This is a genomic window from Roseivivax marinus, from assembly GCF_900109705.1.
GTDB lineage: Bacteria > Pseudomonadota > Alphaproteobacteria > Rhodobacterales > Rhodobacteraceae > Roseivivax > Roseivivax marinus.
This window is the reverse complement of sequence record NZ_FOAI01000012.1, coordinates 1-21,607: the sequence shown is the minus strand read 5'-3', so window position 1 is coordinate 21,607 and position 21,607 is coordinate 1. Positions and strand designations below refer to the sequence as shown.

Annotated in this window: 29 protein-coding genes; 18 read left to right on the top strand and 11 right to left on the bottom strand. The window is 62.0% G+C overall.

Features of this window, described 5'->3' with window-relative positions:
• Positions 1–35: 35 nt before the first annotated feature.
• The gene (locus BMX29_RS14430) at positions 36–491 is read right to left on the bottom strand and encodes a group III truncated hemoglobin (protein ID WP_244889248.1); all 456 of its coding nucleotides are present in this window, start codon (positions 489–491) and stop codon (positions 36–38) included.
• Between the two features lie 88 nt (positions 492–579).
• Between BMX29_RS14430 and BMX29_RS14425 the strand changes: the two genes are divergently transcribed.
• The 5 genes from BMX29_RS14425 to BMX29_RS14405 all read left to right on the top strand — a co-directional run bounded on the left by BMX29_RS14425 (position 580) and on the right by BMX29_RS14405 (position 4,450).
• Positions 580–999: an RrF2 family transcriptional regulator gene (locus BMX29_RS14425; RefSeq protein ID WP_092814046.1), complete on the top strand. Its 420-nt coding sequence runs from the start codon at positions 580–582 to the stop codon at positions 997–999.
• A 12-nt stretch (positions 1,000–1,011) separates the two neighbouring features.
• Complete coding sequence (locus tag BMX29_RS14420; protein ID WP_092814044.1) at positions 1,012–1,311, top strand: DUF6522 family protein; 300 nt, start codon at positions 1,012–1,014, stop codon at positions 1,309–1,311.
• Between the two features lie 32 nt (positions 1,312–1,343).
• Positions 1,344–2,804, top strand: a complete 1,461-nt coding sequence (gene copM / locus BMX29_RS14415; RefSeq protein WP_092814042.1) for a CopM family metallochaperone — start codon at positions 1,344–1,346, stop codon at positions 2,802–2,804.
• A gap of 133 nt (positions 2,805–2,937) precedes the next feature.
• The gene (locus BMX29_RS14410) at positions 2,938–3,903 is read left to right on the top strand and encodes a PAS domain S-box protein (protein WP_092814040.1); all 966 of its coding nucleotides are present in this window, start codon (positions 2,938–2,940) and stop codon (positions 3,901–3,903) included.
• Positions 3,904–3,961: 58 nt separating this feature from the next.
• Complete coding sequence (locus BMX29_RS14405; RefSeq protein ID WP_092814038.1) at positions 3,962–4,450, top strand: GFA family protein; 489 nt, start codon at positions 3,962–3,964, stop codon at positions 4,448–4,450.
• A gap of 82 nt (positions 4,451–4,532) precedes the next feature.
• On the opposite strand, the gene BMX29_RS14400 is transcribed toward BMX29_RS14405, so the two are convergent.
• From BMX29_RS14400 to BMX29_RS14390, 3 genes are all read right to left on the bottom strand, one after another.
• A complete protein-coding gene (locus BMX29_RS14400; protein WP_139197024.1) occupies positions 4,533–4,898 on the bottom strand; it encodes a response regulator in 366 nt (121 codons plus the stop codon).
• Positions 4,899–5,022: 124 nt separating this feature from the next.
• A complete protein-coding gene (locus tag BMX29_RS14395; protein WP_092814034.1) occupies positions 5,023–6,051 on the bottom strand; it encodes a trans-3-hydroxy-L-proline dehydratase in 1,029 nt (342 codons plus the stop codon).
• 120 nt (positions 6,052–6,171) lie between these two features.
• Entirely contained in the window at positions 6,172–7,074 is a 903-nt protein-coding gene (locus tag BMX29_RS14390) for a LysR family transcriptional regulator ArgP (RefSeq protein WP_092814032.1), read from the bottom strand.
• 94 nt (positions 7,075–7,168) lie between these two features.
• Between BMX29_RS14390 and BMX29_RS14385 the strand changes: the two genes are divergently transcribed.
• Genes BMX29_RS14385 through BMX29_RS14375 form a run of 4 tightly spaced genes read left to right on the top strand, consistent with a single transcriptional unit; the run spans position 7,169 to position 9,328 of the window.
• Complete coding sequence (locus BMX29_RS14385; protein WP_092814030.1) at positions 7,169–7,780, top strand: LysE/ArgO family amino acid transporter; 612 nt, start codon at positions 7,169–7,171, stop codon at positions 7,778–7,780.
• Positions 7,781–7,791: 11 nt separating this feature from the next.
• Positions 7,792–8,022, top strand: a complete 231-nt coding sequence (locus BMX29_RS19425; protein WP_217644390.1) for a LysE family transporter — start codon at positions 7,792–7,794, stop codon at positions 8,020–8,022.
• Positions 8,023–8,427 carry a LysE family translocator gene (locus BMX29_RS19420; protein WP_217644391.1) on the top strand — a complete coding sequence of 135 codons (405 nt, stop codon included), beginning with the start codon at positions 8,023–8,025 and terminating at the stop codon, positions 8,425–8,427.
• Positions 8,428–8,440: 13 nt separating this feature from the next.
• The gene (locus BMX29_RS14375) at positions 8,441–9,328 is read left to right on the top strand and encodes a dihydrodipicolinate synthase family protein (protein WP_092814028.1); all 888 of its coding nucleotides are present in this window, start codon (positions 8,441–8,443) and stop codon (positions 9,326–9,328) included.
• A 398-nt stretch (positions 9,329–9,726) separates the two neighbouring features.
• Here BMX29_RS14375 and BMX29_RS18865 read toward each other — a convergent pair whose 3' ends face one another.
• A complete protein-coding gene (locus tag BMX29_RS18865; RefSeq protein ID WP_139197022.1) occupies positions 9,727–9,906 on the bottom strand; it encodes a hypothetical protein in 180 nt (59 codons plus the stop codon).
• 38 nt (positions 9,907–9,944) lie between these two features.
• On the opposite strand from BMX29_RS18865, the gene BMX29_RS14370 reads away from it, so the two are divergent.
• Positions 9,945–10,196: a helix-turn-helix domain-containing protein gene (locus BMX29_RS14370; RefSeq protein WP_092814026.1), complete on the top strand. Its 252-nt coding sequence runs from the start codon at positions 9,945–9,947 to the stop codon at positions 10,194–10,196.
• Between the two features lie 598 nt (positions 10,197–10,794).
• Here BMX29_RS14370 and BMX29_RS14365 read toward each other — a convergent pair.
• The 3 genes from BMX29_RS14365 to BMX29_RS14355 all read right to left on the bottom strand — a co-directional run bounded on the left by BMX29_RS14365 (position 10,795) and on the right by BMX29_RS14355 (position 12,496).
• Positions 10,795–11,307, bottom strand: coding sequence for a type II toxin-antitoxin system YhaV family toxin (locus BMX29_RS14365; protein WP_342342396.1), 513 nt, complete (start codon positions 11,305–11,307; stop codon positions 10,795–10,797).
• Between the two features lie 2 nt (positions 11,308–11,309).
• A complete protein-coding gene (locus BMX29_RS14360; RefSeq protein ID WP_092814024.1) occupies positions 11,310–11,714 on the bottom strand; it encodes a type II toxin-antitoxin system PrlF family antitoxin in 405 nt (134 codons plus the stop codon).
• Positions 11,715–11,833: 119 nt separating this feature from the next.
• Positions 11,834–12,496, bottom strand: coding sequence for an SEC-C metal-binding domain-containing protein (locus BMX29_RS14355; protein ID WP_092814022.1), 663 nt, complete (start codon positions 12,494–12,496; stop codon positions 11,834–11,836).
• Positions 12,497–12,701: 205 nt separating this feature from the next.
• Between BMX29_RS14355 and BMX29_RS14350 the strand changes: the two genes are divergently transcribed.
• The 4 genes from BMX29_RS14350 to BMX29_RS14335 are packed head-to-tail and all read left to right on the top strand — an operon-like array spanning position 12,702 to position 15,385.
• Entirely contained in the window at positions 12,702–12,944 is a 243-nt protein-coding gene (locus tag BMX29_RS14350) for a FitA-like ribbon-helix-helix domain-containing protein (RefSeq protein WP_092814020.1), read from the top strand.
• Entirely contained in the window at positions 12,941–13,384 is a 444-nt protein-coding gene (locus tag BMX29_RS14345; protein ID WP_092814018.1) for a type II toxin-antitoxin system VapC family toxin, read from the top strand. The genes BMX29_RS14350 and BMX29_RS14345 overlap by 4 nt, the downstream gene beginning before the upstream one ends.
• Before the next feature lie 59 nt (positions 13,385–13,443).
• Positions 13,444–14,157: a hypothetical protein gene (locus tag BMX29_RS14340; protein ID WP_092814016.1), complete on the top strand. Its 714-nt coding sequence runs from the start codon at positions 13,444–13,446 to the stop codon at positions 14,155–14,157.
• Between the two features lie 4 nt (positions 14,158–14,161).
• Entirely contained in the window at positions 14,162–15,385 is a 1,224-nt protein-coding gene (locus BMX29_RS14335; RefSeq protein WP_092814014.1) for a GIY-YIG nuclease family protein, read from the top strand.
• Between the two features lie 26 nt (positions 15,386–15,411).
• Here the strand turns inward: BMX29_RS14335 and BMX29_RS14330 are convergent, their stop codons facing one another.
• Positions 15,412–15,870 carry a hypothetical protein gene (locus BMX29_RS14330; protein WP_092814012.1) on the bottom strand — a complete coding sequence of 153 codons (459 nt, stop codon included), beginning with the start codon at positions 15,868–15,870 and terminating at the stop codon, positions 15,412–15,414.
• A 615-nt stretch (positions 15,871–16,485) separates the two neighbouring features.
• On the opposite strand from BMX29_RS14330, the gene BMX29_RS14325 reads away from it, so the two are divergent.
• Positions 16,486–17,511, top strand: coding sequence for an IS1595 family transposase (locus BMX29_RS14325; RefSeq protein WP_092814011.1), 1,026 nt, complete (start codon positions 16,486–16,488; stop codon positions 17,509–17,511).
• 76 nt (positions 17,512–17,587) lie between these two features.
• Here the strand turns inward: BMX29_RS14325 and BMX29_RS14320 are convergent, their stop codons facing one another.
• Entirely contained in the window at positions 17,588–18,802 is a 1,215-nt protein-coding gene (locus tag BMX29_RS14320) for an MFS transporter (RefSeq protein ID WP_217644389.1), read from the bottom strand.
• Between the two features lie 119 nt (positions 18,803–18,921).
• Here BMX29_RS14320 and BMX29_RS14315 point away from each other — a divergent pair, with 119 nt between their 5' ends.
• The 3 genes from BMX29_RS14315 (at position 18,922) to BMX29_RS14305 (ending at position 20,964) form a co-directional block, all read left to right on the top strand.
• A complete protein-coding gene (locus BMX29_RS14315) occupies positions 18,922–19,380 on the top strand; it encodes a MaoC family dehydratase (RefSeq protein WP_092814009.1) in 459 nt (152 codons plus the stop codon).
• Positions 19,381–19,382: 2 nt separating this feature from the next.
• Entirely contained in the window at positions 19,383–19,970 is a 588-nt protein-coding gene (locus BMX29_RS14310; protein ID WP_092814007.1) for a TetR/AcrR family transcriptional regulator, read from the top strand.
• Positions 19,971–20,451: 481 nt separating this feature from the next.
• Positions 20,452–20,964, top strand: a complete 513-nt coding sequence (locus BMX29_RS14305; protein ID WP_092814005.1) for a GIY-YIG nuclease family protein — start codon at positions 20,452–20,454, stop codon at positions 20,962–20,964.
• Between the two features lie 182 nt (positions 20,965–21,146).
• Here BMX29_RS14305 and BMX29_RS14300 read toward each other — a convergent pair.
• Positions 21,147–21,607: DUF411 domain-containing protein (locus BMX29_RS14300; RefSeq protein ID WP_139197020.1), on the bottom strand; the 461-nt coding region annotated here is incomplete at its 5' end.

Sequence of the window (21,607 nt, the reverse complement as noted above, 5' to 3'; positions counted from 1 at the left end):
TCGCTGGAGGTGTTTCCGTCCGAGGCCCTTCTAACTCAGCTGAGATTCGGAACCGCCTCGTCCTGCCGTGCGTCTTGGCTGGCCATGTGCAGAGAGCGGGCGATCCTTTCGGCCCGCTCGATGACATGGGCCGCCCCCTCCGCCGTGCAGATCTCGTTCGCCGTCTCGCGAAACAGATCGAGCCAGCGCGCGAAGTGCTCCCAGGTCACCGGCAACCCCGCATGCTTCGGGACTGGTGCCCCGCGGTAGCGCCCGGTCATCAGAGCGACCGACGACCAGAAGTCGACCATCTTCTCGAGATGCGGTTCCCAGTCGCTGATCCGGTCTGCGAAGATCGGGCCGAGCACCGGGTCGAGACGGATCTTTCCATAGAAGCCGTGCACCAAGTCCGTGAGCACCGCGTTACTGAGACCGGTGCGCTCCATCATTTCCAGGGTCATGGCGGGCCGAGCGGAGCGGATCGGCGGGAGGGAGGTGTGCGTCTGGGGCATGGCTGAACTGGCCTGAGTGATTATTGCGGGAGCAGCATCGAACCTATAATAGGTATTGTAAATGCGCTATTCATAGCGAGGCCACCACATGCGCCTGACCAGTTTCACGGATTTCGGACTACGCGCACTCATGCGCATGGCCAGCGCCCCGGATCGTGCGTTTTCCACGGCTGAGATCGCCGACGAGTTCGGGATCTCGCGCAACCACCTCAACAAGGTCATCCAGCGTCTCGCGCGGCACGGCTTCGTTGCCACGCGCCGGGGCGCGGGCGGCGGCGCCATGCTCGCCCGCCCGGCCGCCGAGATCGGGCTGGGAGACCTCGTTCGGCTCCTTGAACAGGACCAGGCCCTGGTTGAGTGCTTTGCACCGGACGGGGCCTGCTGCGTCACTCCGGTCTGCCGGCTTAAAGGCAAGCTTTTCGCTGCTGAGGCGGCCTTCCTGGCCGAGCTCGACCGCTCGACACTCGCCGATGTCGCCTTGCCGACACCCGCGCCAGCTGCGGCGTGAAAGGAGAGACTGATGAGCAAAGTGACCTTCAGCACCGACGGCTTCGTGGTCGACGCGGAGATCGTTGGCGCCGCTTTCGACATTCCACCCGCGGATGTTCCGGCAATGCTGCGCAACGGCGAGATCACCAGCCGCTGCGAGACCGGCGTCGATGAGGACGCCGGTCGCTGGCGGCTGACCTTCTATTCCGGTGGTCGGGCACTGCGCCTGGTCGTCGACAAGGCGGGGGCAATCCTGTCCCGCTCCACCTTTCCCGCTCATGCGCCGACCACGGGTCCGATCGACCTCGCGAGCCTGAGCGCCAACGATTGACCACCAATCCCTGGAAAGAAAGGGGATCTCCGATGACACCTGCCCTCAATCGCAATGCCGGACTCGGCATGGCCGCGGCGCTCACCGGCGCGCTGGCACCTGTCGCGGCCTCTGCCCACGTGAAGTGGTTTGCACCCTACATCGTCGATGCCGCGCCAGCGCCGATCACGCGAACCCTGACCGATCCGTGGTTCTGGACGGGGATCGTTCTGGTGCTGGCCTTCTTCATCGCCACGCGCCTCGTCGAACGCACCACCGCTGGCGTGGCAACGCTCGATGCGATGGATCGCGCGACCAACCCGCTCTGGCTCCGGCTCGACGACTTCGTCCGCATCGTGGTCGCCGGCTTCTTCGTCGCGATCTTCTCGGTGGGCGGTGTTTACCTGACGCCGGACCTCAAGACGCCGGCCGAGTGGGTCAGCTGGGTTCAGCTCCTGATCGCGGCTGGGATCGTCTCGCGCAAGACCATGCCGCTTTCCGCGGCGGGGATCATCTTTCTCTGGGTCCTGGCACTGCGGGACTACGACCCGTTCCACCTGCTCGACTACCTGGCGCTCGGCGTCGCAGTGGCCGCCTACCTGGTGCTCGAGTCCTCGAACCGTGAGGATTGGCGCAAGCACCGCTTCGAGATGCTCCGCTGGGGCGTTGCCATCGCGCTGATGTGGTCGAGCCTCGAGAAGTTCGCCTATCCGGAGTGGTTCTACCCGCTCGTCGCCGAGAAACCCTTCCTGACCTTCGGTATCCCGCGGGACATGTTCATCCCGATGGCCGGTGTCGCTGAGTTCACCATGGGCTTCGGGCTCCTGGCCACACCGCTCGTGCGGCGGCTTTCCGCGATCGCGCTGCTCGTCATCTTCATCACCGCGGTCTATCCGTTTGGCCGGGTCGACCTGATCGGGCACGCGCTCATCATGGCGATCATCATCGTCATCGCGGTCGATCACACCCGGGAGCTGCACTTCTGGTCCTGGATCAGGCGCGCACTGATCGGGGTGCCGATCGGCCTGACCGGGGCGCTCCTGATCTTTGTCACCGCCTACTGGGGATTGCATGCCGCCTTCTACGGCACCGACACCCAGACCATGGCCGAGATCCGCGCCGAGCAAGGCGACATGGCCACCCACTCCTACTCGGCCGAGCACCCGCACGGACCGCAGATCATGGCCACGATGCGGGATGGCGAAGAGGTCCCGCAGGCCGCGCCCGCCAACCTTGGCGATACATCGATTGCGGACGCCTACGCGCAATCGATGATGGGGATGCACGACGAGATGATGGCGGGCCTCGAGCACGAAGACCCCGATGTCGCCTTCGTGCTTGGAATGATCCCGCACCACCAGGGTGCCATCGACATGGCCCGCATCCAGCTCGCCGCAGGCACCGACCCGGAGAACATGGAGCTCGCCCGCCACATCATCGCCGAACAGCAGCAGGAAATCGACGCGATGCGGGCCTGGCTACAGGAACGCGGGATCGAGATGCCCGATAGCTGACCGGGGCCGAGCGCGTTCGATCAAGCCGTGCTCACTTCTTCCGGGAGAAGCGGGCACGGCCGGTCGTCACTCGGGATTTCTCGTGTCGTCCCGCTGGTATAGCCTTCACAGCGAACACGAGACATAATGACACATGAACTCGACTGAACATCTCGCCGCCATCGTCGAGAATTCCGACGATGCCATCGTCGCGAAGAATCTCGACAGCATCATTCTGAGCTGGAACCAGGGCGCAGAGCGCCTCTTCGGATATTCCGCCGAGGAGGCGATTGGGCAGTCGATCACCATGCTCATTCCCGAGAACCGGCAGCACGAGGAAGTCGATTTCATCGCCAGGCTGACCCGCGGCGAGCGTATCCAGCAGTTCGAAACCATTCGGCGACGCAAGGATGGCACGTTGGTGCCCATCTCGCTGACGGTTTCGCCGGTGCGCGACACCTCCGGAAGGATCATCGGCGCCTCCAAGATTGCACGGGATATGACCGCCCACCATGCGGCTGCCGAGCAGCAACGCATGCTTGTCTCCGAGATGCGGCACCGCGTGGGGAACTGTTTTGCCGTGGCAGCCGGCCTTCTGGCGATGACAGCACGTGAGGTGGACACTGCCAACGAGCTGGCAAAGCTGATGCGGGAACGCCTTCTGGCGCTTTCGACCGCTCACAAGATGGCTGTCGCCGACCCGCAGGCCCAGTCCATCGAGAGCGCATCGCTGCGCGATCTTGTCCTGGCCATCCTTGAGCCCTTCGCGAAGGACAAGTTCGAAGAGCTACGGATTGAGGATATCGCCGTCTGCCCCTCCGCCATCACGCCTCTGGCGCTGATTTTCTACGAGCTCTGCACCAACGCCATGAAATACGGTGCTCTGCGGCAAAGCGACGGCGCCGTCGCCGTGGAGGCTCGAGCCGAAGGAGGCCGATTTACCATTACGTGGAAGGAGCGCTGCGAGCTCGAGCCAGCATCCGAAGGGCTGGCAGGCTTCGGCACGAAGATGTGCGACGATGTCGTCAGGACCTCGCTCGGCGGCACCATCTCTCGAAAGTTCGGCGCAACCGGCATGGCCGTCACCATCGACCTCGAACTGGCTCAGATCGAGGCCTGAGACGAGATCATAGCGATAGACTGCGACCCATCGGCGGTGCGTAGAAAAGGGAGGGACCATGCCTACTACACACGAGGGCCGCTGCCTGTGTGGCAAGGTCAGCTACGACACTGGTGACGATCCGCTTTGGATTACAATCTGCTATTGCCGTTTCTGCCAGCGGGCCACGGGGTCAGATCGGATGATCGAGCCGATCTTCGAGCGCTCGCTATTCGTATTCACGGGTGCCAGTCCCTCTGTCTATACGCTCCCCTCTGAGGGAAGCGGCAAGGATATCAACGTTCATTTCTGCCCTGACTGCGGCACCAAGCTGGCCTTGACCTTCGAGCGATGGCCCGACCGGATCGGCATTTATGCGGGAACGCTTGATAAACCCTCGGCAGTATCGGCTACACCAGACAATTCGAAACATATCTTTGTCTCCGAGGCCCAGCCGGGAACGATCTTACCAGCGGGATTCAAGACCTTCGACCGCCATGCGACCGAGAATGACGGCAGTCCGCTTGAGCCGATCATGCATGCTTCGCACCACATGGTGGGTGACTGACGCAATAAGAGCCGGGCAAACGCCAGGCATCCGCGCTCAGAGAGCGCAACAGGAATCTAATGTAGGTGGAGCGTGACGACTTCTATGCGGCCGCAACTGAGCGCAGCGCCGCATCTAACTGCGAGAAATTTAGCGGTTTTGACAGAACACATTCTGGCTCAGCCCGTCGGATAAGCTCAAGCTTATTCGGGCAGGTGGTGGCCGTGACGAAGATGACCCGAATGTCCGGGCACCGGCGCCTTAGCATCTCGACAACCTGGACGCCCGTCGACCTGTCCGCGAGGTCCATGTCGGTGATCAGGATCTCCGGGCAAACGCCGGCAAACCGCTCTTTTGCCTGGGGAGCCGAGGCGGCAACGCCCAAGACGCGACAGCCGAGTGCTTCGCACATTTCTATCAGGTCGAGGGCGAGGATCGCCTCGTCCTCGACGATCACCACGTTCGACATGATCTGCTCACAGGTTTTCTTGCCCAAAATCCCAAATGAACCCACTCGGGTGGCCTTTCGTTCCCTACGGACGCGCGCTCAGCAGATATTGATGACTGCCAATCTGCGTTTTGTCCCGAGCACCTCACTGAGCGCCCCAGGTGTCGGAGAGGCGGTAGCCTTCGGGCCAGGGGTCGGAGGGATCAAGCATGTGCTGATGAATTCCAGTGATCCATCCGCGCCCGGATATCTCCGGGCGAATGGCAGAAACATCGCCTATCTTGGTTTCGCCCAGGATCTTTCCCGAGAAAGTCGATCCGATCACCGAGCGCGCGGTCAGGCGATCGCCAATCTTCATTCTGCCGCGGGCGTGAAGCATCGCCATACGTGCCGAAAGCGCCGTTCCGGTCGGAGAGCGGTCGACCTTGCCCGGTTGGATCGCCACGGCGGAGCCGGTCTCGAGACCATTCTCCCCGTCGATGAGTGGACCTGCGAACAGGCAGAAAGAGATGTGGCGCCAGTCGGGGTTTTCGGGATGCTCAAAGCCGATTTGCGCGTTCGCGGCGTTTGTGATGCGGACACCCAGCGTTGCGATGTCGTGTGCCTCGTCTTCCTTTAGCGAGAATCCCAGGGCTTCCGCGTCGACGATCACGAAGCTGTCCCCCCCGTAGGCCGTATCGACGGCGAGCGTGCCCAGTCCCTCCACGTCGAGCGGGGTGCCGTGACGGGCCGCGAAGGACGGCACGTTCTCTACGAAGATCCGCTCCGCTTTGCCGTTCCGGCACTCCGCCCGAACCCGCACCAGCCCGCCCGGCGCCTCGAGAACGAGACGCGTTTCCGGCTCCTGCATGGGCACCAGGCCTCCGTCGAGAAGCACCGTCGCCACGCAGATCGAGTTCGAACCGGACATCGGCGGCGTGTCCTCGGGCTCCATGATGATCCATGCAGCCTGAGCTTCGGGATGCTTCGGTGGCACCAGCAAGTTGACATGTCGAAAAACACCGCCGCGGGGCTCGTTCAAGACGAAATTGCGAAGCGTCTGGTCTCGGGCGATCCACCGGCTCTGTTCCCAGATCGTGTTGCCCGGCGGCGGCAGCACGCCGCCGACGATCACGTCGCCGACTTCCCCTTCGGCATGGGCAGAAATCACGTGGATCGTTTTAGTGGAGCGCATATCAGAGCACCTTGCAGAGCCGCAGCGCGTCGTGAATCGCCGCTTGAGTGTTTTGGGCCGCGACTGCGTCCCCGATGCAGAACCGTCGGACAAAAATGCCCTTTCCAATGAAAGTCATGCTCACGAACCAAGCTCCTGTCGAGCGACTGAGAGAATTGACTGGGACAACTCACGTAGCTGGTCGGCGGCCAGCCGGTTGATCTGCCAGAACAGGTGGCGCTCCAGCATTTTTCCTGGAAGGAGTTCGACGAGATCTCCACGCTCGAGATGGGGCCGCGCGAGCTGGGCCGGATTGAGGGCCCACCCCATGCCGGCCAGGCTGCCTTCAAGGAAGCTCTGCGTCGAGGGGAGCCAATGCGTGGGGAATGACATGTCATGCCCGAAAACCTCGCACGCCCAGACCTTCTGGAGCCGGTCCTTCTGGTTGAAGGTGAGAGCCGGTGCGCGCTGGAACGCCTCCTCCGTGAGGCCATCTGGGAAGTAGCGTGCAACGAAGTCGGGGCTTGCCGTCGCCTGGTAACGGAGCGCGCCGAGTGGCGTGACACGGCATCCCTGGACAGTGCGTTCCAGCGAGGTGACGGCAGCGAGCACTCGACCGCGGCGAAGCCAGTCAGCGGTATGGTCCTCGTCGTCGATGGCAACGTTCACGAGGTAGTCGGAAGCCTTGGTGAAGGAGGCGATGGCCTCGAGAAACCAGGTCCCGAGGCTGTCAGCGTTCGTGGCTATGTTGAGAGTCACCTGTTGTCCGGCACCTTCAGGTCCGGCGAGTTCAGGCAACTGCGCCATGAGGTCCTTCTCGAGCATCCCTACCCGGTCCATGTGCCGGCATAGGGAAAGGCCCTTGTCGGTGGCGGTGCAAGGTATCCCACGCTCGATAAGCACCGCGCCGAGACGCTCCTCGAGATGCTTGACGCGCTGCGAAACGGCTGAGGGGGTCACGTTGAGAGACGCAGCGGCCCTTTCGAAGCTGCCGGTCCTGACGACCGCGGCAACGGCCCGGAGCGCTGCGTAGTCCACCGCCATTTAGCTTACCTTCATCCGCATCAGAGTCTTTAATTTGTCTAATCGTCTGCAACTGCATAGTCCAAGGCCATTCTTTCGGAGTGGAGGCCAGCACATGGATCTCGCAGTCTTCTTTACCGGTATGATGATGAGCCTCAGCCTCATCGTGGCGATCGGCGCCCAGAACGCCTTTGTGCTGCGGCAGGGGCTGCGGGGCGAGCATGTCCTGGCTGTCTGTCTCGCTTGCGCGATCTCGGATGCGATCTTGATCACCGTGGGGGTGACCAGCTTCCGAACCGTCTCCGAATGGTTGCCCTGGCTCGAGCCGGTCATGCGCTACGGCGGCGCCGCCTTCCTGATCTGGTATGGCGTGAAGAGCCTCGTGTCCGCGCTGCGGTCGGACGAGGCGCTGGCCGCGGATTCCTCGCTGGCGAAAACCGACCTCTTCCGCACGCTGGTGGCGTGTCTCGCCCTCACCTGGCTCAATCCGCATGTCTATCTCGACACGGTGGTCCTTCTGGGAACCATCTCCACGCAGTTCACCGACAATCAGGGGTCCTTCGCCGTCGGCGCGATCCTCGGGTCGTTCGTCTTCTTCTTCGCCCTCGGCTACGGTGCCATCAAGCTGCGCCCAGTGTTCGAGCGGCCGACGGCATGGCGCATCCTCGAAACCCTCATCGCACTGGTGATGTGGATCATCGCCTTCAAGCTGCTGGCCGGAACCTGAGAGGACCCGCGATGGACAACATCAACCACCTGCTCGTCGTCTTCACCGACTATGTGATCGCGGCCGGCAGCCCGGGCCCGAGCACCCTCCGGATCATGGGCGTGGCGATGAACCACGGCCGTCGGGCTGGGCTTGCGCTGGCCACAGGCGTCATTTCTGGGTCGCTGTTCTGGGGACTCTCCGCGGCCACCGGTGTGTCCGCCTTGCTCGCGCGCTATGCCGAGGCTCTGATCGTCCTGTAGATCTCCGGCGGCCTTTACCTGCTCTACCTCGCGGCGCGCGCGGCCCGAAGCGCGATGAGGTCCGACACCGCGATCTCATCCGGAGCATCCCAGACCGAGACTGCTCCGTCCTCTGTGGCCCTCTATTGTCATGGATTGATCATGCATCTGGCCAATCCGAAGGCCGTGCTGGCCTGGATCGCCCTCGTTACGCTCGGCCTCGGCGCCGAGGCCTCGTGGCATGACGTGGCCACCATTCTGGTAGGCCGCGCGATCCTGAGCGTGACGATTTTTGGTGGCTACGCGCTCGCGTTCTCGACGGCGCCGATGATCCGTCTCTACCGTCGCGCCCGGCGCGGGATCGAAGGCGTCTTGGCCGCCTTCTTTGGATTCGCCGGCCTTCGCCTTCTTTTGTCACGCGTCTGAAGGAGATGCTCGCGTGACCCTGTTCACTGGCCTGTCGGCCTTCCCCCTTACGCCCACCGACGATGACAGGGAGTTGAATCCCGAGCTCCTGCAACACTTCCTCGAGCGGATCGTGGCGGCTGGGGTGGATTCCATCGGACTGCTCGGCAGCACCGGCGGATACGCCTACCTGACACCAGAGGAGCGCAAGCGCACCCTGCGAACGGCCGCGGAGTGCGTGGCGGGGCGGACGCCGCTCATCGTCGGCGTCGGCGCCCTCACGACCGATGTCGCCGTGGATCTCGCGCGAGATGCACGGAAAGCCGGCGCGGAGGGCCTGCTTCTCGCGCCCGTGTCCTACCAGCCGCTGACCGACGAGGAGGTGTTCCGCCATTTCGAGGCCGTCGCCGCGGCCGGCGAGCTTCCCCTGTGCATCTACGACAACCCGGGCACCACGAAATTCACCTTTAGTCCGGAGCTGATCTCGCGGTTGGCAGAGCTTCCGAACGTGACCGCGGTGAAGATGCCTCTACCCGCCGACGGCGACTACGCGGGCGAGGTGCAGCGCCTGCGGGCCGTGACACCGGAGGATTTTGCCATCGGCTACAGCGGTGACTGGGGCGCGAAGGACGCGCTGCTCGCTGGTGGCGCCTGCTGGTATAGCGTGGTGGCCGGTCTCCTGCCGGAACCCGCACTCGCGCTGACCCGTGCGGCCCAGGCGGGGAATGCGGCCGAAGCCGAGCGCATCGACCACGCCTTCGCTCCCCTCTGGGCGCTGTTCCGGGAGTTCGGGAGTTTCCGGGTGATGTTTGCTATCGCGGACAGCCTCGGCTTCGGGGGCATCACACCACCACGCCCGATCCTACCACTCGATCAAGCGTGTCGCGGAAGGGTCGAGGTGGCACTGCGTCCGTTCCTCTAAATGACTTGAGGGCCGGGCTGGTTTACTGAGCCGGCGCAGACTGCTTGGAAAGCATGTTGGCACCGACTCCTCATCCGAGACGTCGGCGCGTCGTCTTCCTCCTATTGACCGTGCGCCGCCCGAGACTCCGCCCATATCCATTCGGCAATATCGCCGGCGGGCCAGGCCCGTGCCAAGGAGGCGCTCTGCCCGGACCACGCTTGAATGTCCGCGAGGTCGTTCTCCTATATCCCCCGCGCGCGCATGGGGGCCGTGGCCGAGCGTTGGAGCGGATAGGGCAGAGGCGCAGGCGCTTCGGGACGCTCTGTGCCGACGAGGCGCATAGTTCTGTAATCTCTACTTCCAACTCGTCGCGAGACATCTCATCTACTGGCTTCCGCACGCCAGCAGCCTTCCGATCACTCCGACATGCCAGAGTATTCTGGAAATCGCTTAGCTCGCTCCACGAGCCGCTCAACCGCCTCCGGATCGTGCGGACGATCCCGCCCGCTGGTGCGGACGATATACCTGACATACCACAATCCCAGAACGGCGCCGGCCACCGAACCAGCGGACAGGGTCATCTCGAAAACTGTCATTTTGACCTCAGGCGCCAGATTTGTGCTACCTTACCCCCATGACCCAGTTTCTCGAACAGATCCGTGCCGCACGTCCTGAGATCGCAGCGCGTGAGAAGGCGAATGCTGAGAAGGGGCGTCAGGCGATGGAGCTTCGTCGCCTCCGGGACGCCGCTGCCCTGACCCAGGATGAGCTCGCAGCGGCCGCCGGCATCGAAGGTGCCGAGGTTCGCCGGCTCGAGTCCCTGGTGGGCCCCCTTCCCTCCCAGGCTGAGGTCGACCGCTATCGAGCGGCCTGCGGCAGACCCTGATCTGGAACGGCAAGCATGAGTTCGGTTGACCAGCAGGCCGTCGAGCTACTCCGTCAGCGACGGCTGGGTGATCTCCTGGCTCAGCGGCAAGAGGGAGAGTTCATCTCGCTCGAAGAAGGTGAGCGTCGAACCCAGGAAATGATCGCTCGAAAGAGGGCTGATCGTGGTATCGGCCGGTCGTGACGGGGTGGCGAGAGCCCCATCATGCAAACACACATACCGAGAAGCCGCTTAGAACCTCGGGATCGACCCGACATTCGGGGAGGTATCAGTTGCTCTTGGGCGCGGGTGTTGGGCGTTCATGGCATGCTTCGCGAGAGAGGCGCTGTGCTGGCGATAGTCGTCCGCGGAATTTCTCAACGCGGGCCAGGGCACCCTGTTTATCAGCCAAATGCGGCTGATCAGATCGAGGCTCTTTCTGTCTGTCTTTCTGGGACATCTGACCACCCACCCTTTCGGTCCTGATCTTGGCAAGCTTCCATAAAGCTTGCCAGATCTGATGGCTGCCATCATTTCGCAGCCAGGATGCAAGGCCATGGCACAGCTCACTGTTCGAAATGTCGAGGATACGATCGCGGCCGCCCTGAAAAGCGGACGCTCAGGTCAGGTCCTGTTCTCCGAGGGCCTTCTCGATTCTTCGGGCGATGCTGGGCATGCTGTCTGACCCGCTCGCCGAGCACTCCTTCATCAGGTCATCCCAGCCGTCCGGGGGATTTCCGTCATCGAGCATACCCTTGAAGACGGCATAGGCATCCGTCTTCGAGCCATAGGTCCGCAAGGTCTTGCTGTCGTTGACCCACGCAAAGATGATGATCTTGCGCGCACTCGAGTAGCGATAGAACAGTCGAAACCGGCCGCCACCGAACTTCGCCCTGAACCAGTGCTTGCGACCCTTCCCCAGGGTATTGCCCTGCCGATACTTGGATGCCCCCGGGTCCCCGGGAACATCTTCAAACATCAACTTGGCTATAGAGGCCAAGAGCTTCGCGTTCGCGTCGATGTGGAGTTGGCCTTTCGCCTTCGCCTTCAGTGTTGCTTCGATGAGCTTGAGGATCTGCTCGTTGAGGGCCGGGTGCGTCATCACCCGCCAGCCATTGATCTCCACCGTCACGTTCAGATGACCACGTCGTCCTCGATGGGCTCGTCGAGATCGACAGCGATGCCCGCGGTGAGCGCCTTCATGGTCTGCATCATCTCGACGGGGAAGTCGCTGGACGAAGCAATGCTTCCCTCGAGGGTATCAAGAAACGCTGCAACCGCCGGATCTTCGGGTTCCTCATCGGATGTGCCCACTTCGACGACGATCCTCCCGTCCACCATGGAGAACCTGACGAGATCGCCTTCAGCAACGCCAAGCGCGGTGCGAACGGTTTTCGGAAGCGTCACCTGCCCTTTTGAGGTGATCTTGGCTGTGTCGAGGGTGCCTGATGGCCCACGCCCCTTCACGCCCGGAACGGGCCGAAAATCAGCGGGCAGACTGGTCATAAAGCCCATGGTCATGTCGTTTCGGCGCGTCATCTGTAACACCTCCTTGGAGTCGAGACCTAAAGTAAGGATTATTCCTTACCATAGCAAGGCCAACGTGGCGGTCCCCTCGCTGCTCGGCGTAGGCATTACCATGTTGCTCGGGCTCGCCCTCATTCAGTCGCCGTCAGGTCAATCAGCGGAGAGCAGCACTTCTTGAACTTCCTCCCGCTGGCACAGATGCACCGGTCGTTCCGTCCACGCGATGACGCCAGTCCAATCAAGACATGCGCGCTTGCCATCATTACCCGGTCTTGGATGTGCTGGAGCTCCTGAGGGTTCATGCTGATCGTGCGGCCGACGCTATTCGCTTCGAAGAAAGCTGCCCTCTCAGCGTATGTATCCAAAAGCACGCGGACGTTTTGAGACGCCGAGAGGGCGCGCCGCTGATTGTCGATCCTGCGCTCGCCGACGAAGTCATACGTCCTGCTCGGATCAGGCAGGAAGAGCGTCATCTCCTCATCATCTGCTCGGGGCGTGATATCATGAAGCCGGCTGCCATCATCCCAGACCGCATGATGCTCCGCCTCGATGAACACGTCAGGCCAGATCCAAAGTGCCCATCCGTAGAGAATTCGACCACCATGAGAAGAGGCCTGCTGCTCGACATTGAAGAAGCACTCCTGGGGCTTTGCCTCTGGCGTTGGAGTGATGGGTAAGAGGCACGGCTCGTGATCGGGGCTCAACTCCCTGCAAATCTCCCGAACCGCAGGATCGTCCAATAATGGTCGCCTTGGGAACTTTCGGCTGAAGATATCGGGATGGATGGCTGCCATAAAAATCTCCGTATCTGATGTCGCGAGGTCTCATCGACCGCGCCGGAACTGTTCGTTTCACCCGCATATAGGAAAGGGGCGTTCTGGTTTGTCTGGCTGTCTTTCTTAGAATGCGCCGGTCCATATCGCTTAATTCTGAACAAAGCTTGCCAGATTCTCTGATTGCCATCATAGTGCCATCATTTCGCAGTCAGGATGCAACGCCATGGCACAGCTTACTGTTCGGAATGTCGATGATGCGATCGCGGCCGCCCTGAAGGAGCGGGCGATGAAATCTGGTCGTTCTGCCGAGGCAGAACACCGCAAGATCCTCGAGGAGGCACTGCGCCCTGGGCAGAACCCTGACTTCTTCTCGGAGGCCCGCACGCGTCGCGTGAAGCTTCAGCCTGGTGGGTCCTCTACGACGGAGCTCCTCCGCGAAGACCGGAATCGAGATCAGGCACGATGACCGGCAAAAAGGGCTTCGTCATCGACGCGTCTGTCGCGATCAAGTGGATCATCGAAGAGGAGGACAGCGACAAAGCGGACCTTCTTCGGGGTGCTGACATGGTCGCACCGGCCCTCCTCCGGATCGAAGCTGGTAGCGTGCTCCGCGCCATTGCCGGCAGGAAAGCCGTCTCCGACAGGCATGCCCTCGAGCTCTTCCTCTTCCTCCAGACGGCCCCGGTCACAATTGTCGACCCAGATGAGGTCCTCGAGCGCCGGGCAATGGAGCTCGCCCTCGAACTCCAGCAGTCAGTATACGACTGCGTCTATCTCGCCTTGGCGGAGCGGATGGATCGTCACCTGATCACGGCCGATCGTCAGCTTCTTCGAGGCCTCGCCGATACCGAATATGCCGCCAGGACAATCGACTTGGCGGCGCTCGACCTCGCCCCAGCAGCATGAGCTGTTTTTGAGACCAGCCGCGCCGCGGGCAATATTCATTCCAAAGCGAGCCAGTCGAGGTGGACGACAGCGGCACCGTCCATATCGGCATCAAGGGGCTGATGGAGCCACCCACGGACCGCTCAAAGGCGATCTGCGAGAATGACATGCAGGATCTGGTCGCCAAGGCCTGCCAGGCCATGGACCGCCGCACGGTCGCCGATGACGTCGCCCCCGAGGTCGCGACACAGATGGTCCTCACCGACATCATCGAGAGGAGCTACGAGGACCTCTCCGAAGACGAGACAGAAGCGATCCGCCAAGATCTGGCGGCTCGCATGAATATCGCCACCCTCGCTCGACAGGAAGCCGCAAAGGGCGACGATCCCCTCGCAGCCGGGAACGACGGATCTGACGATGAGGACGAGGAGCTTGAGAGCGCCTCGGATGGCATGAACCTGATCAACATGGTGAAGAAGTTCATCAACGTCCGGGAGCTCGACATCGACCTGATCGATGGGATCAACCCGTTCCGGGAGGGCTTCGACGTCGCCTCGAAAGCGCTCGACACGCCCCTCCTCAAGCAGATCCAAAGCGCCATGGTCGCGCAGCGCATCCAGATGACCGAAGACGAGGCTCGGACACTCTGGCCGCGCATCAAACGCTTCCGTGAGGCAGAAGCGCGCGAGCCGAACCCTCATGCCGCCGATCCGCTGGAAAAGCGCATGGCGGAGGCCCTTGCCTTCATCCGGACCAAGAAAGCCGAGCGGATGCGCTCCGCCGCCGCGGAGTGAATGCATGCCCCGCCCGACACTCGATGACATCTTCGACGAACCCGACGAATTCGGCCTCCTCGATGTCCGGCTGAAGCCACGGGGTAGCCGGCCGCCGGAGCTCGAGCGTGACGCCAGCCTCGTGCGGGAGGTGAATGACTTCTACGATCGGCACGGGAGACTGCCGAACGAAGACGCATCGGATCACGACGAGATGCGTCTCGGAACCATCTGGAGTGGCCTCTCCGGGCGTGCCGACCCCGACATCTTCGCGGACGTCGATCGGAACGGACTGCTGGCTATCAAGTCTGTCGAGGCCGTGCCTCCCGCGCGGGATTGGCGTGACGATCCCCTCGAGGACGAGATCCCGGACAGCCTCGACGACATCTTCGACGAGGACGACGATGACGTCTCCGACGCCTTCACCGAGATCCGGCACGTCACACCCGTCGCAGAGCGCCATCTCCCGGATCACCGAGCTGAGTTCTTCCCCTGCCCCGACTTCGAAACGTTCCAGCCGGCTTTTGAAGAGCTCCAGGCCGACCTCGAGGCCGGTGGCCGAGAGGCGACCGCCGTCACCTCGCGCGAGGTGATCGACGTCCAGGAAGGCAGCTACTTCATCCGCAACGGCCTTCTCGCCTACATCGCCGAGAAGGCAGAGATGACCGCCCGCGGCGGCAAGCGGGACCACCGGCTCAGGGTCATCTTCTCGAACGGAACCGAGAGCGATCCGCTTATCTCGTCTTTCCGGAAGGCTCTCGCCGCCGATCCCACGGCGCGCGTCATCCACCGACCCGGCCTCGGTCCCCTCGACCCTGACTGGGAGGCCGATCAGCTCGATCTCACAGGGACGATCTACGTTGCCCGTAGCCGCTCCGACCAGCCGGCGATCGCGGAGGTCCGCGACATCCTCCTCAAGATTGGGGTCACCACCCAGGACGTTCAGCGCCGCGTCGCCGACGCACGGAATGACCCAACCTTCCTTCTCGCCCCGGTCGACATCGTGGCGACCTACGAGCTGCGCAATCTCTCCAGGCGCAAGGTCGAAGACCTCCTGCATCGCTTCTTCGACGCGGCGCGGCCGCGCGATCTCTGGATCACCGATCGCTTCGGCAAGCGCATCTACCCTCGTGAGTGGTTCTACGTGCTTCCCGAACACGTCAGCCAGGCTGTTGCCGCGATCCGTAATGGAACGCTCCACGAGCTGCGCTACGACCCAGCCACCCAGAAGGTCGTCCGGCGAGCCTGATCTGACTCGCGCCGGTTGGCCTTCGGTCAGAGACCGGCGAGGATACTCTCGATGATCACTGAATCACGACCGGCGATGAGCCAGTCCCGGGGCGATGCCCCATCGAGATCCTCTCGGGGTATCCTGAAGAACCGATCCATCGACAAGGCGGAGAGCGGGCGCCCGGACGCCAGGAGAACGCAGCCCAGATGCGGGACCTCCCCCGTCTCGGTGAACTGGAACGCCGGGACCAGCCAGTCCCGCCCGCCCGGGCGATGGACCGCCATCAGCGAGCCGGCCACGATCCGTTGCCGCAATTGGGTAACGCTCACGCCCACGCGACGCGCGGCCACGGCCGGCGGCAGGGCTTCGGCCACCAGACGAGCGTGCGCCATCCTGCCGGCGTGAACGGGCACGGACTGGTAGAACTCCTCGTCCGACATGGTCTCGGCCGAATTGATCCCGAGGCGACTGAAGGCCTCGCACTCCGTAGAGCTCAGTGGCATGGCTGCTCTCCTTGCTTCTCCGAGGCCACTCTGGTTCGGCTCCGCAGTCAAGCGCCGCCCCGCCGAAACGGCCGGCCAATCCGGGCGGCGGCCAGGCGGAGACCTCGACTGATTCGGGTCATCTAAGCCCCGAAACTCGTCCCAAAGGGGTTCGGCCGCCCCCCGGACACGTCTCTTGCGCGCCCTGCTCCGCCTCCCTTTTGGACCCGGAAGAACGTGTCCTATCTCCGACTGAGAAGGCTTCCTGGCCTGCTTCCGCAGGTCGTCCCCGCCCGTCGCAGAACAGAGGAATCCATGGGTCTGAAATTTCAGAAAGGGTGTTCTCCCCAATGCACCCCACAAGATGCTGATTTCTTCCGACCCATGAATCAAGATATTGATACAGTTACCTTTTTTGGCGACACCTTAGAACTTCAAGACATTAACCTGCATCACCAAGCTCACGGATGAGTAAATCGAGCAATTCAATACCCTATTATCCACGAGAAAAAGCAGGGCTTTCGGAAATGCTCAGCCTGCTTGCCTCGCGAAGGTTCCAAGTGCGAAATAACGTAGTCGCTTCCGGTTTGGAGAAATCAGCCAATCTTCTGGGTTACCCCGAAGCGAGGCCACTCCATGATCACCGAACTGAAGTCCGTCCGCGATGTCTGGAAGAAGATGCCGACCGAACGTCACGCGCGGCTCTTCCTCGAGAACGCCATCTGGGGCGATGATCGGTTCTGTCCGCATTGTGGCAGCTTGAGTTCGCGCCCGCTGCGCGGTGCATCCGTGCGCCCCGGCCTGTATCAGTGCATCGAGAGGGAATGCCGCAGCCAGTTCACCGTCACCACGAGGACGCCGCTCCACGCGACGAAGCTGGATCTTCGGACCTGGATCGCCGCAATCTTCCTCGTGCTGACCTCCTCCAAGGGCATTTCTTCGGTCGTGATGTCGCGCATTTTGGGCGTGAACCAGAAGACAGCGTGGAAGCTTGGCCATGCAATCCGCGAGATGATGGATGATCGGCAGGGCATTGCCGGTCGACTGTCGGGTGTGGTCGAGGTCGACGAGGCCTTCGTCGGCGGCAAGCCGAAGTTCCGCCATGGCGTCAAGAACAAGCGGGGGCGAGGAACAGGCAAGCCAATCGCGCTCGTTGCTGCGGCGCGAAACGGTCAGGCTCGAGCCGTGCTCATCCCGAATGCTCGAGGGCGCACGATGAAGCCGATCATCGGGGGCTGGATCGATCCGACCTCGGCGCTCATCACCGACAAGAACCCAAGTTACGGAAAGATCGGGGCATCTTTTGCCAGGCACCATACGATCCAGCACAACAAGCGCCAGTATGCGAACACGAAGACCGGGGCGCACATCAACACCGTCGAGGCCGTGAACGCGGTCGTCCAGCGCGCTTTGATCGGCGTTTATCACCGTCTCGGACGGAAGCACCTACAGCGATACCAGGACGAGATCATCTGGCGGTGGAACCACAGGACCCCGGAGAGCAAAGTGCGGAAGCGGAAGTCTTCATCGGGCATCTCAACAGCCGAGACCACGACCGTATGGAGGCCGATCCCGGTTGTGGACCAGATGCGAGGCCTGCTCTGCGGAGCCGTCGGCCGCCAGATGAGACGCACACTGTCGTGGGGTCTTTGGTGGCCATGACCCCGTCACTGCGAAGGTCCGCAGAGAGCCCGAAATCGCCGTTTCATTGTCAGCGCGAGGACGTAGAAGACATCAATCATGACGACGCAGCCCGCGCCAGCGGCGCATCCTTGATCGGCCAGTGCAGCAGCACTGCAAGCAACGCAATGCCGATCGAGATCTGCCAGGCGAGATCGTAGGAGCCGCTAACGCGATAGGCGTAGCCCGCTCCCCAGGCCCCGAAGAACGCCCCGACCTGGTGCGACATGAAGACGATGCCGAACAGCGTGGAGACGTATCGGACGCCAAATATCTGTCCGACCAAGGCGCTCGTCAGGGGCACTGTGCCGAGCCACAGAAAGCCCAAGGCACACGCGAAGAGGGTCGCTGACAGCGGCGAAATCGGGAAGGCGAGAAACACAGCCATGACCGCCGCGCGAGCGAGGTAGATCCCCGCCAGAACATGCTTCTTGCGCCAGCGGTCCGCCGACATGCCGAAGACATAAGACCCGAGTATGTTGAACAGGCCGACCAGAGCGAGCGCCCTGGCCCCGATCGCGGGATCGAGCCCTTTGTCCTCGATGAACGCCGGCAGGTGGGTGCTGACAAAGGCGACGTGGAAGCCGCACACGAAGAAGCCCGCGTTCAGCAACCAGAAGCCGGTATGGCCCGCGGCTTCCCGCAGGGCCTCCTGAATAGTCTGTGAGGGAAGCCCGGCAGCCTCGGTCTGCGTCGAGCGTCCCGAGACGCCGACCGCAAGCAGGACCATCGTCGCGGCGAGAGCGGCGAAGATCAGAAACGTTTCCCGCCAGCCGAAGCCGCCGATCAGCCACTGCGCGACCGGCACGAGAAGGAACTGACCTACAGAGCCGCCCGCGGTCACGATCCCTGCCGCCAGCCCGCGCTTCTCCGACGGGACGGCGCGGACCGCCGCGCCGATGGCCACGACGAAAGTGACCCCCGTCATCGCAAAGCCCACCAAGAAGCCGAGCGTGAGGTTGAGCCCAAACGCCCCCGAAACCCCGGCGGCAAGGGCGAGACCAAGCGCATAGAGCGCGGCTCCTGCTGCCGCCACGCGGCCCGCTCCATGCCTGTCAGCCAGGGTGCCGACAAACGGCTGGGCCAGCCCGAAGATCAGATTCTGCACGGCGATGGCCAGCCCGAACGCCTCGCGCCCGACACCGATCTCCAGTTCGATCGGGCTCAGGAACAGGCCGAAGGATTGCCGGATGCCCATGGCGATCGTGACCAGCATCGCCGCGCAGATGAGCACGGTCCAAGGATTGCGGGGCGGTATGGCAGCTTGGGACATCGACTTCCTGTTCTCGGGGAATCGCCTGGATGGAGGCTTGCCAAATTAGATAACAAGTATAATCTATATTGACCAGACCCACTGCGCGAAGCGGACGCTTCCGATACCGAGGGAACGACATGACAGAAGATGAACGCGCACCTTGTCTGTGGTTGGACGACCTAAGTGTCGGCCAGGAATTCCTGAGTGACACGCATGCGCTGGATGCCGGTCAGATCATGGATTTTGCCAAGAAGTTCGACCCGCAGCCGTTCCATCTGGACCCCGAAGCGGCGAAAGAGACCTTCTTTCGAAGTCTTGCCGCCAGCGGCTGGCACACGATGGCGATCACCATGCGGCTGGTGGTCGAAAGTGTGCCCTTTGCACGGGGCATTATCGGCGCGGGTGGAGACATCTCCTGGCCGCGCGCTACGAGGCCGGACGATGTCCTGCGCGTGCGAAGCCGCATCGAGGAGATCAAGCCGTCCCGCTCACGTCCGGATCGGGGCATGGTGCTGGTCCATTGCGTGACGATGAACCAGCGGGACGAGGTAGTGCAGGAGTTGAGGACCAAGCTCCTGGCGTTCAGGAAGGGATAGCTATGGGACGGTCTTCGGCGGAGCAGGCGCGACAGAACCGCACCAGGATTGTGGAAGTCGCAAGTCGCCTCTTCCGCGAGCGTGGCATCGACGCGGTTTCGGTGTCTGATATCATGGCAGCCGCCGGCATGACGGTCGGTGGGTTCTACAAGCATTTCGCTTCGAAGGAGGCGTTGGCGGTTGAAGCAGCCGCCTTCGCCTTTGAGGACTCGGTGAAGCTATGGAGCAAGGTTCTGGGCAAGGCGAACGGGACCAGCAGTGAGCTGCGAGGACGGCTGGTCGAACAATATCTGCGCCCCAATCCGCAACGCCACTGCCCGATCATTTCTTTTGCTCCCTACGCGGCTGGCAAGGAAGGGAATTCATCGACACGCAGAGCGTATGAAACGGGGACGGGCGCCCTGCTGGCGACCTTTGCCGCAAATGAAGCGCGCGATTTGCCTACCCCAGAGAAAGACGAACCGGATCAGGAGATACTGCTTCTGTTCGCCGCGATGATCGGCGCGCGGGTGCTCGGAGAAGCCGCAGGAGAAGCCGACTGGGTCGATGCCGTAAAGAAAGCAGTGATCGAGCGTGCGGGAAACGAGTGAAAGGGCAATCAGCCCCTGCAAGGGCCGGACGCAATCGATAGAACGTCAAAATGAACGGCAGCTTCATCCGCAAAGCGGCCGAGCCCGAGCCCAACGCGCTTATGCTTCTTTACGTGGATAGTAGGGATTCAATATGGATGCGCCAGACCTCATCCCGAACTTTGTTGAGACGAGACTCACTCACTTGCGTCCAGTGATTTCGCGCTCCCGGCGCGCACGCTCTTCTGAATGGCCGTTCAAGGCCGGCACTAAGCCAAGGCGAAACATTCCATGTTTGCTGTGGCTCGGGTTGTAAATGAAAGCAATGTTACGCTCGGAACAGACCGACTGCTCAGACCGAAACGGCCCAGACCGGACATTCAGTCGGAATGCCCTCGCTGCACCGCGGCTTTCCTGAAGGAGACACCTCCCCAAAGCCCCCGTTTGACTGTTGCGCTCTTACCTCCCGCTGATATTGTTCACCCAAGAGCGAGGAGGTCACATGAAAGTAACAAGTTTTGGATTGTTTTGGCGAGAAAGCGAAATCGATTGGAATCCGGGCCAAGGATACAAAGATAGCTTTCGCCCCCTCGGTAGAAAAGGTGCCAATCGTGGAAATATTCAGATTACCGATTTTCGATTTCAACAGGGCATCTACATCCTTTACGATGAATATGGCCCCTCTTACGTCGGCCTAACAAGATCTCAGGGATTGGGGAAACGTCTCAAAGACCACCTGGATGATAAGTTAGCGGGGAAGTGGGACCGCTTCTCTTGGTTTGGCTTTCGTCCGATAGGTGAACCAAGCCAGAAAAACGGCATTCTGGAATTGAATCAGCCACCTGAAGACTTGACTGATAATACCAGCACCACAATCGGTGACCTCGAGGCCCTACTCATTCGTTCAATTGGCCCCAGAAGGAATGCTGCATATCCATCGTTCCGAGACGCTGATGAGTGGACCCAGATAGCGTATGAAGAGCAGGAAACCTATCTCAAACGTTTGGTCAGCTGACGGCAAGGTCCGGCCGTTCAGCGATGTCGCGACGCTACGACTCGGCTTCACCGGAGCCGCCATTCGAACCTGCGTGCAGCGTATCCTTGCGAGATAAGGTCAGTAGCACGGACTTTCCGAGCCTGAGCTGCGTCTGCGTGGTGTGGAATTCTCGCAGTGGCGTCACGGCTATCCTCGTGCCCTCAGGCAGCCTCGTAGCTCGAGAAGATTTCCGTGCTGCCGCCTTTCCGGATGAGGAAGACATAATAGGCTTCGCGCTCATCCGCGGGGCCCATGCCCGGCGATCCATAGGGCATGCCGGGCACGGCGAGACCGACAGCATCGGGGCGCTCGGAGAGGAGCCGTCGGATGTCGGCCGTCGGCACATGCCCCTCGATCATGTAACCCTCGACCTCGCCGGTGTGGCAGGAGGCCATATCCTGGTGAATGCCGTTCTCGAGCTTGTGCTGGATCAGGAGTGTGCCGAAGCTGCGCTCGCTGGTGACTGTGAAGCCGTCCTCCTTCAGGATTTCGATCCAGGCGGTGCAGCACCCGCAGTTCGGATCTTGCAGGACGTGGATCGCGGGAGAGCTTTGGGACAGACCGGCGGTCGGCACTGTCGCGGCGAAGCACGCGGCGGAAGCCATCATGGCGCGGCGGGTGA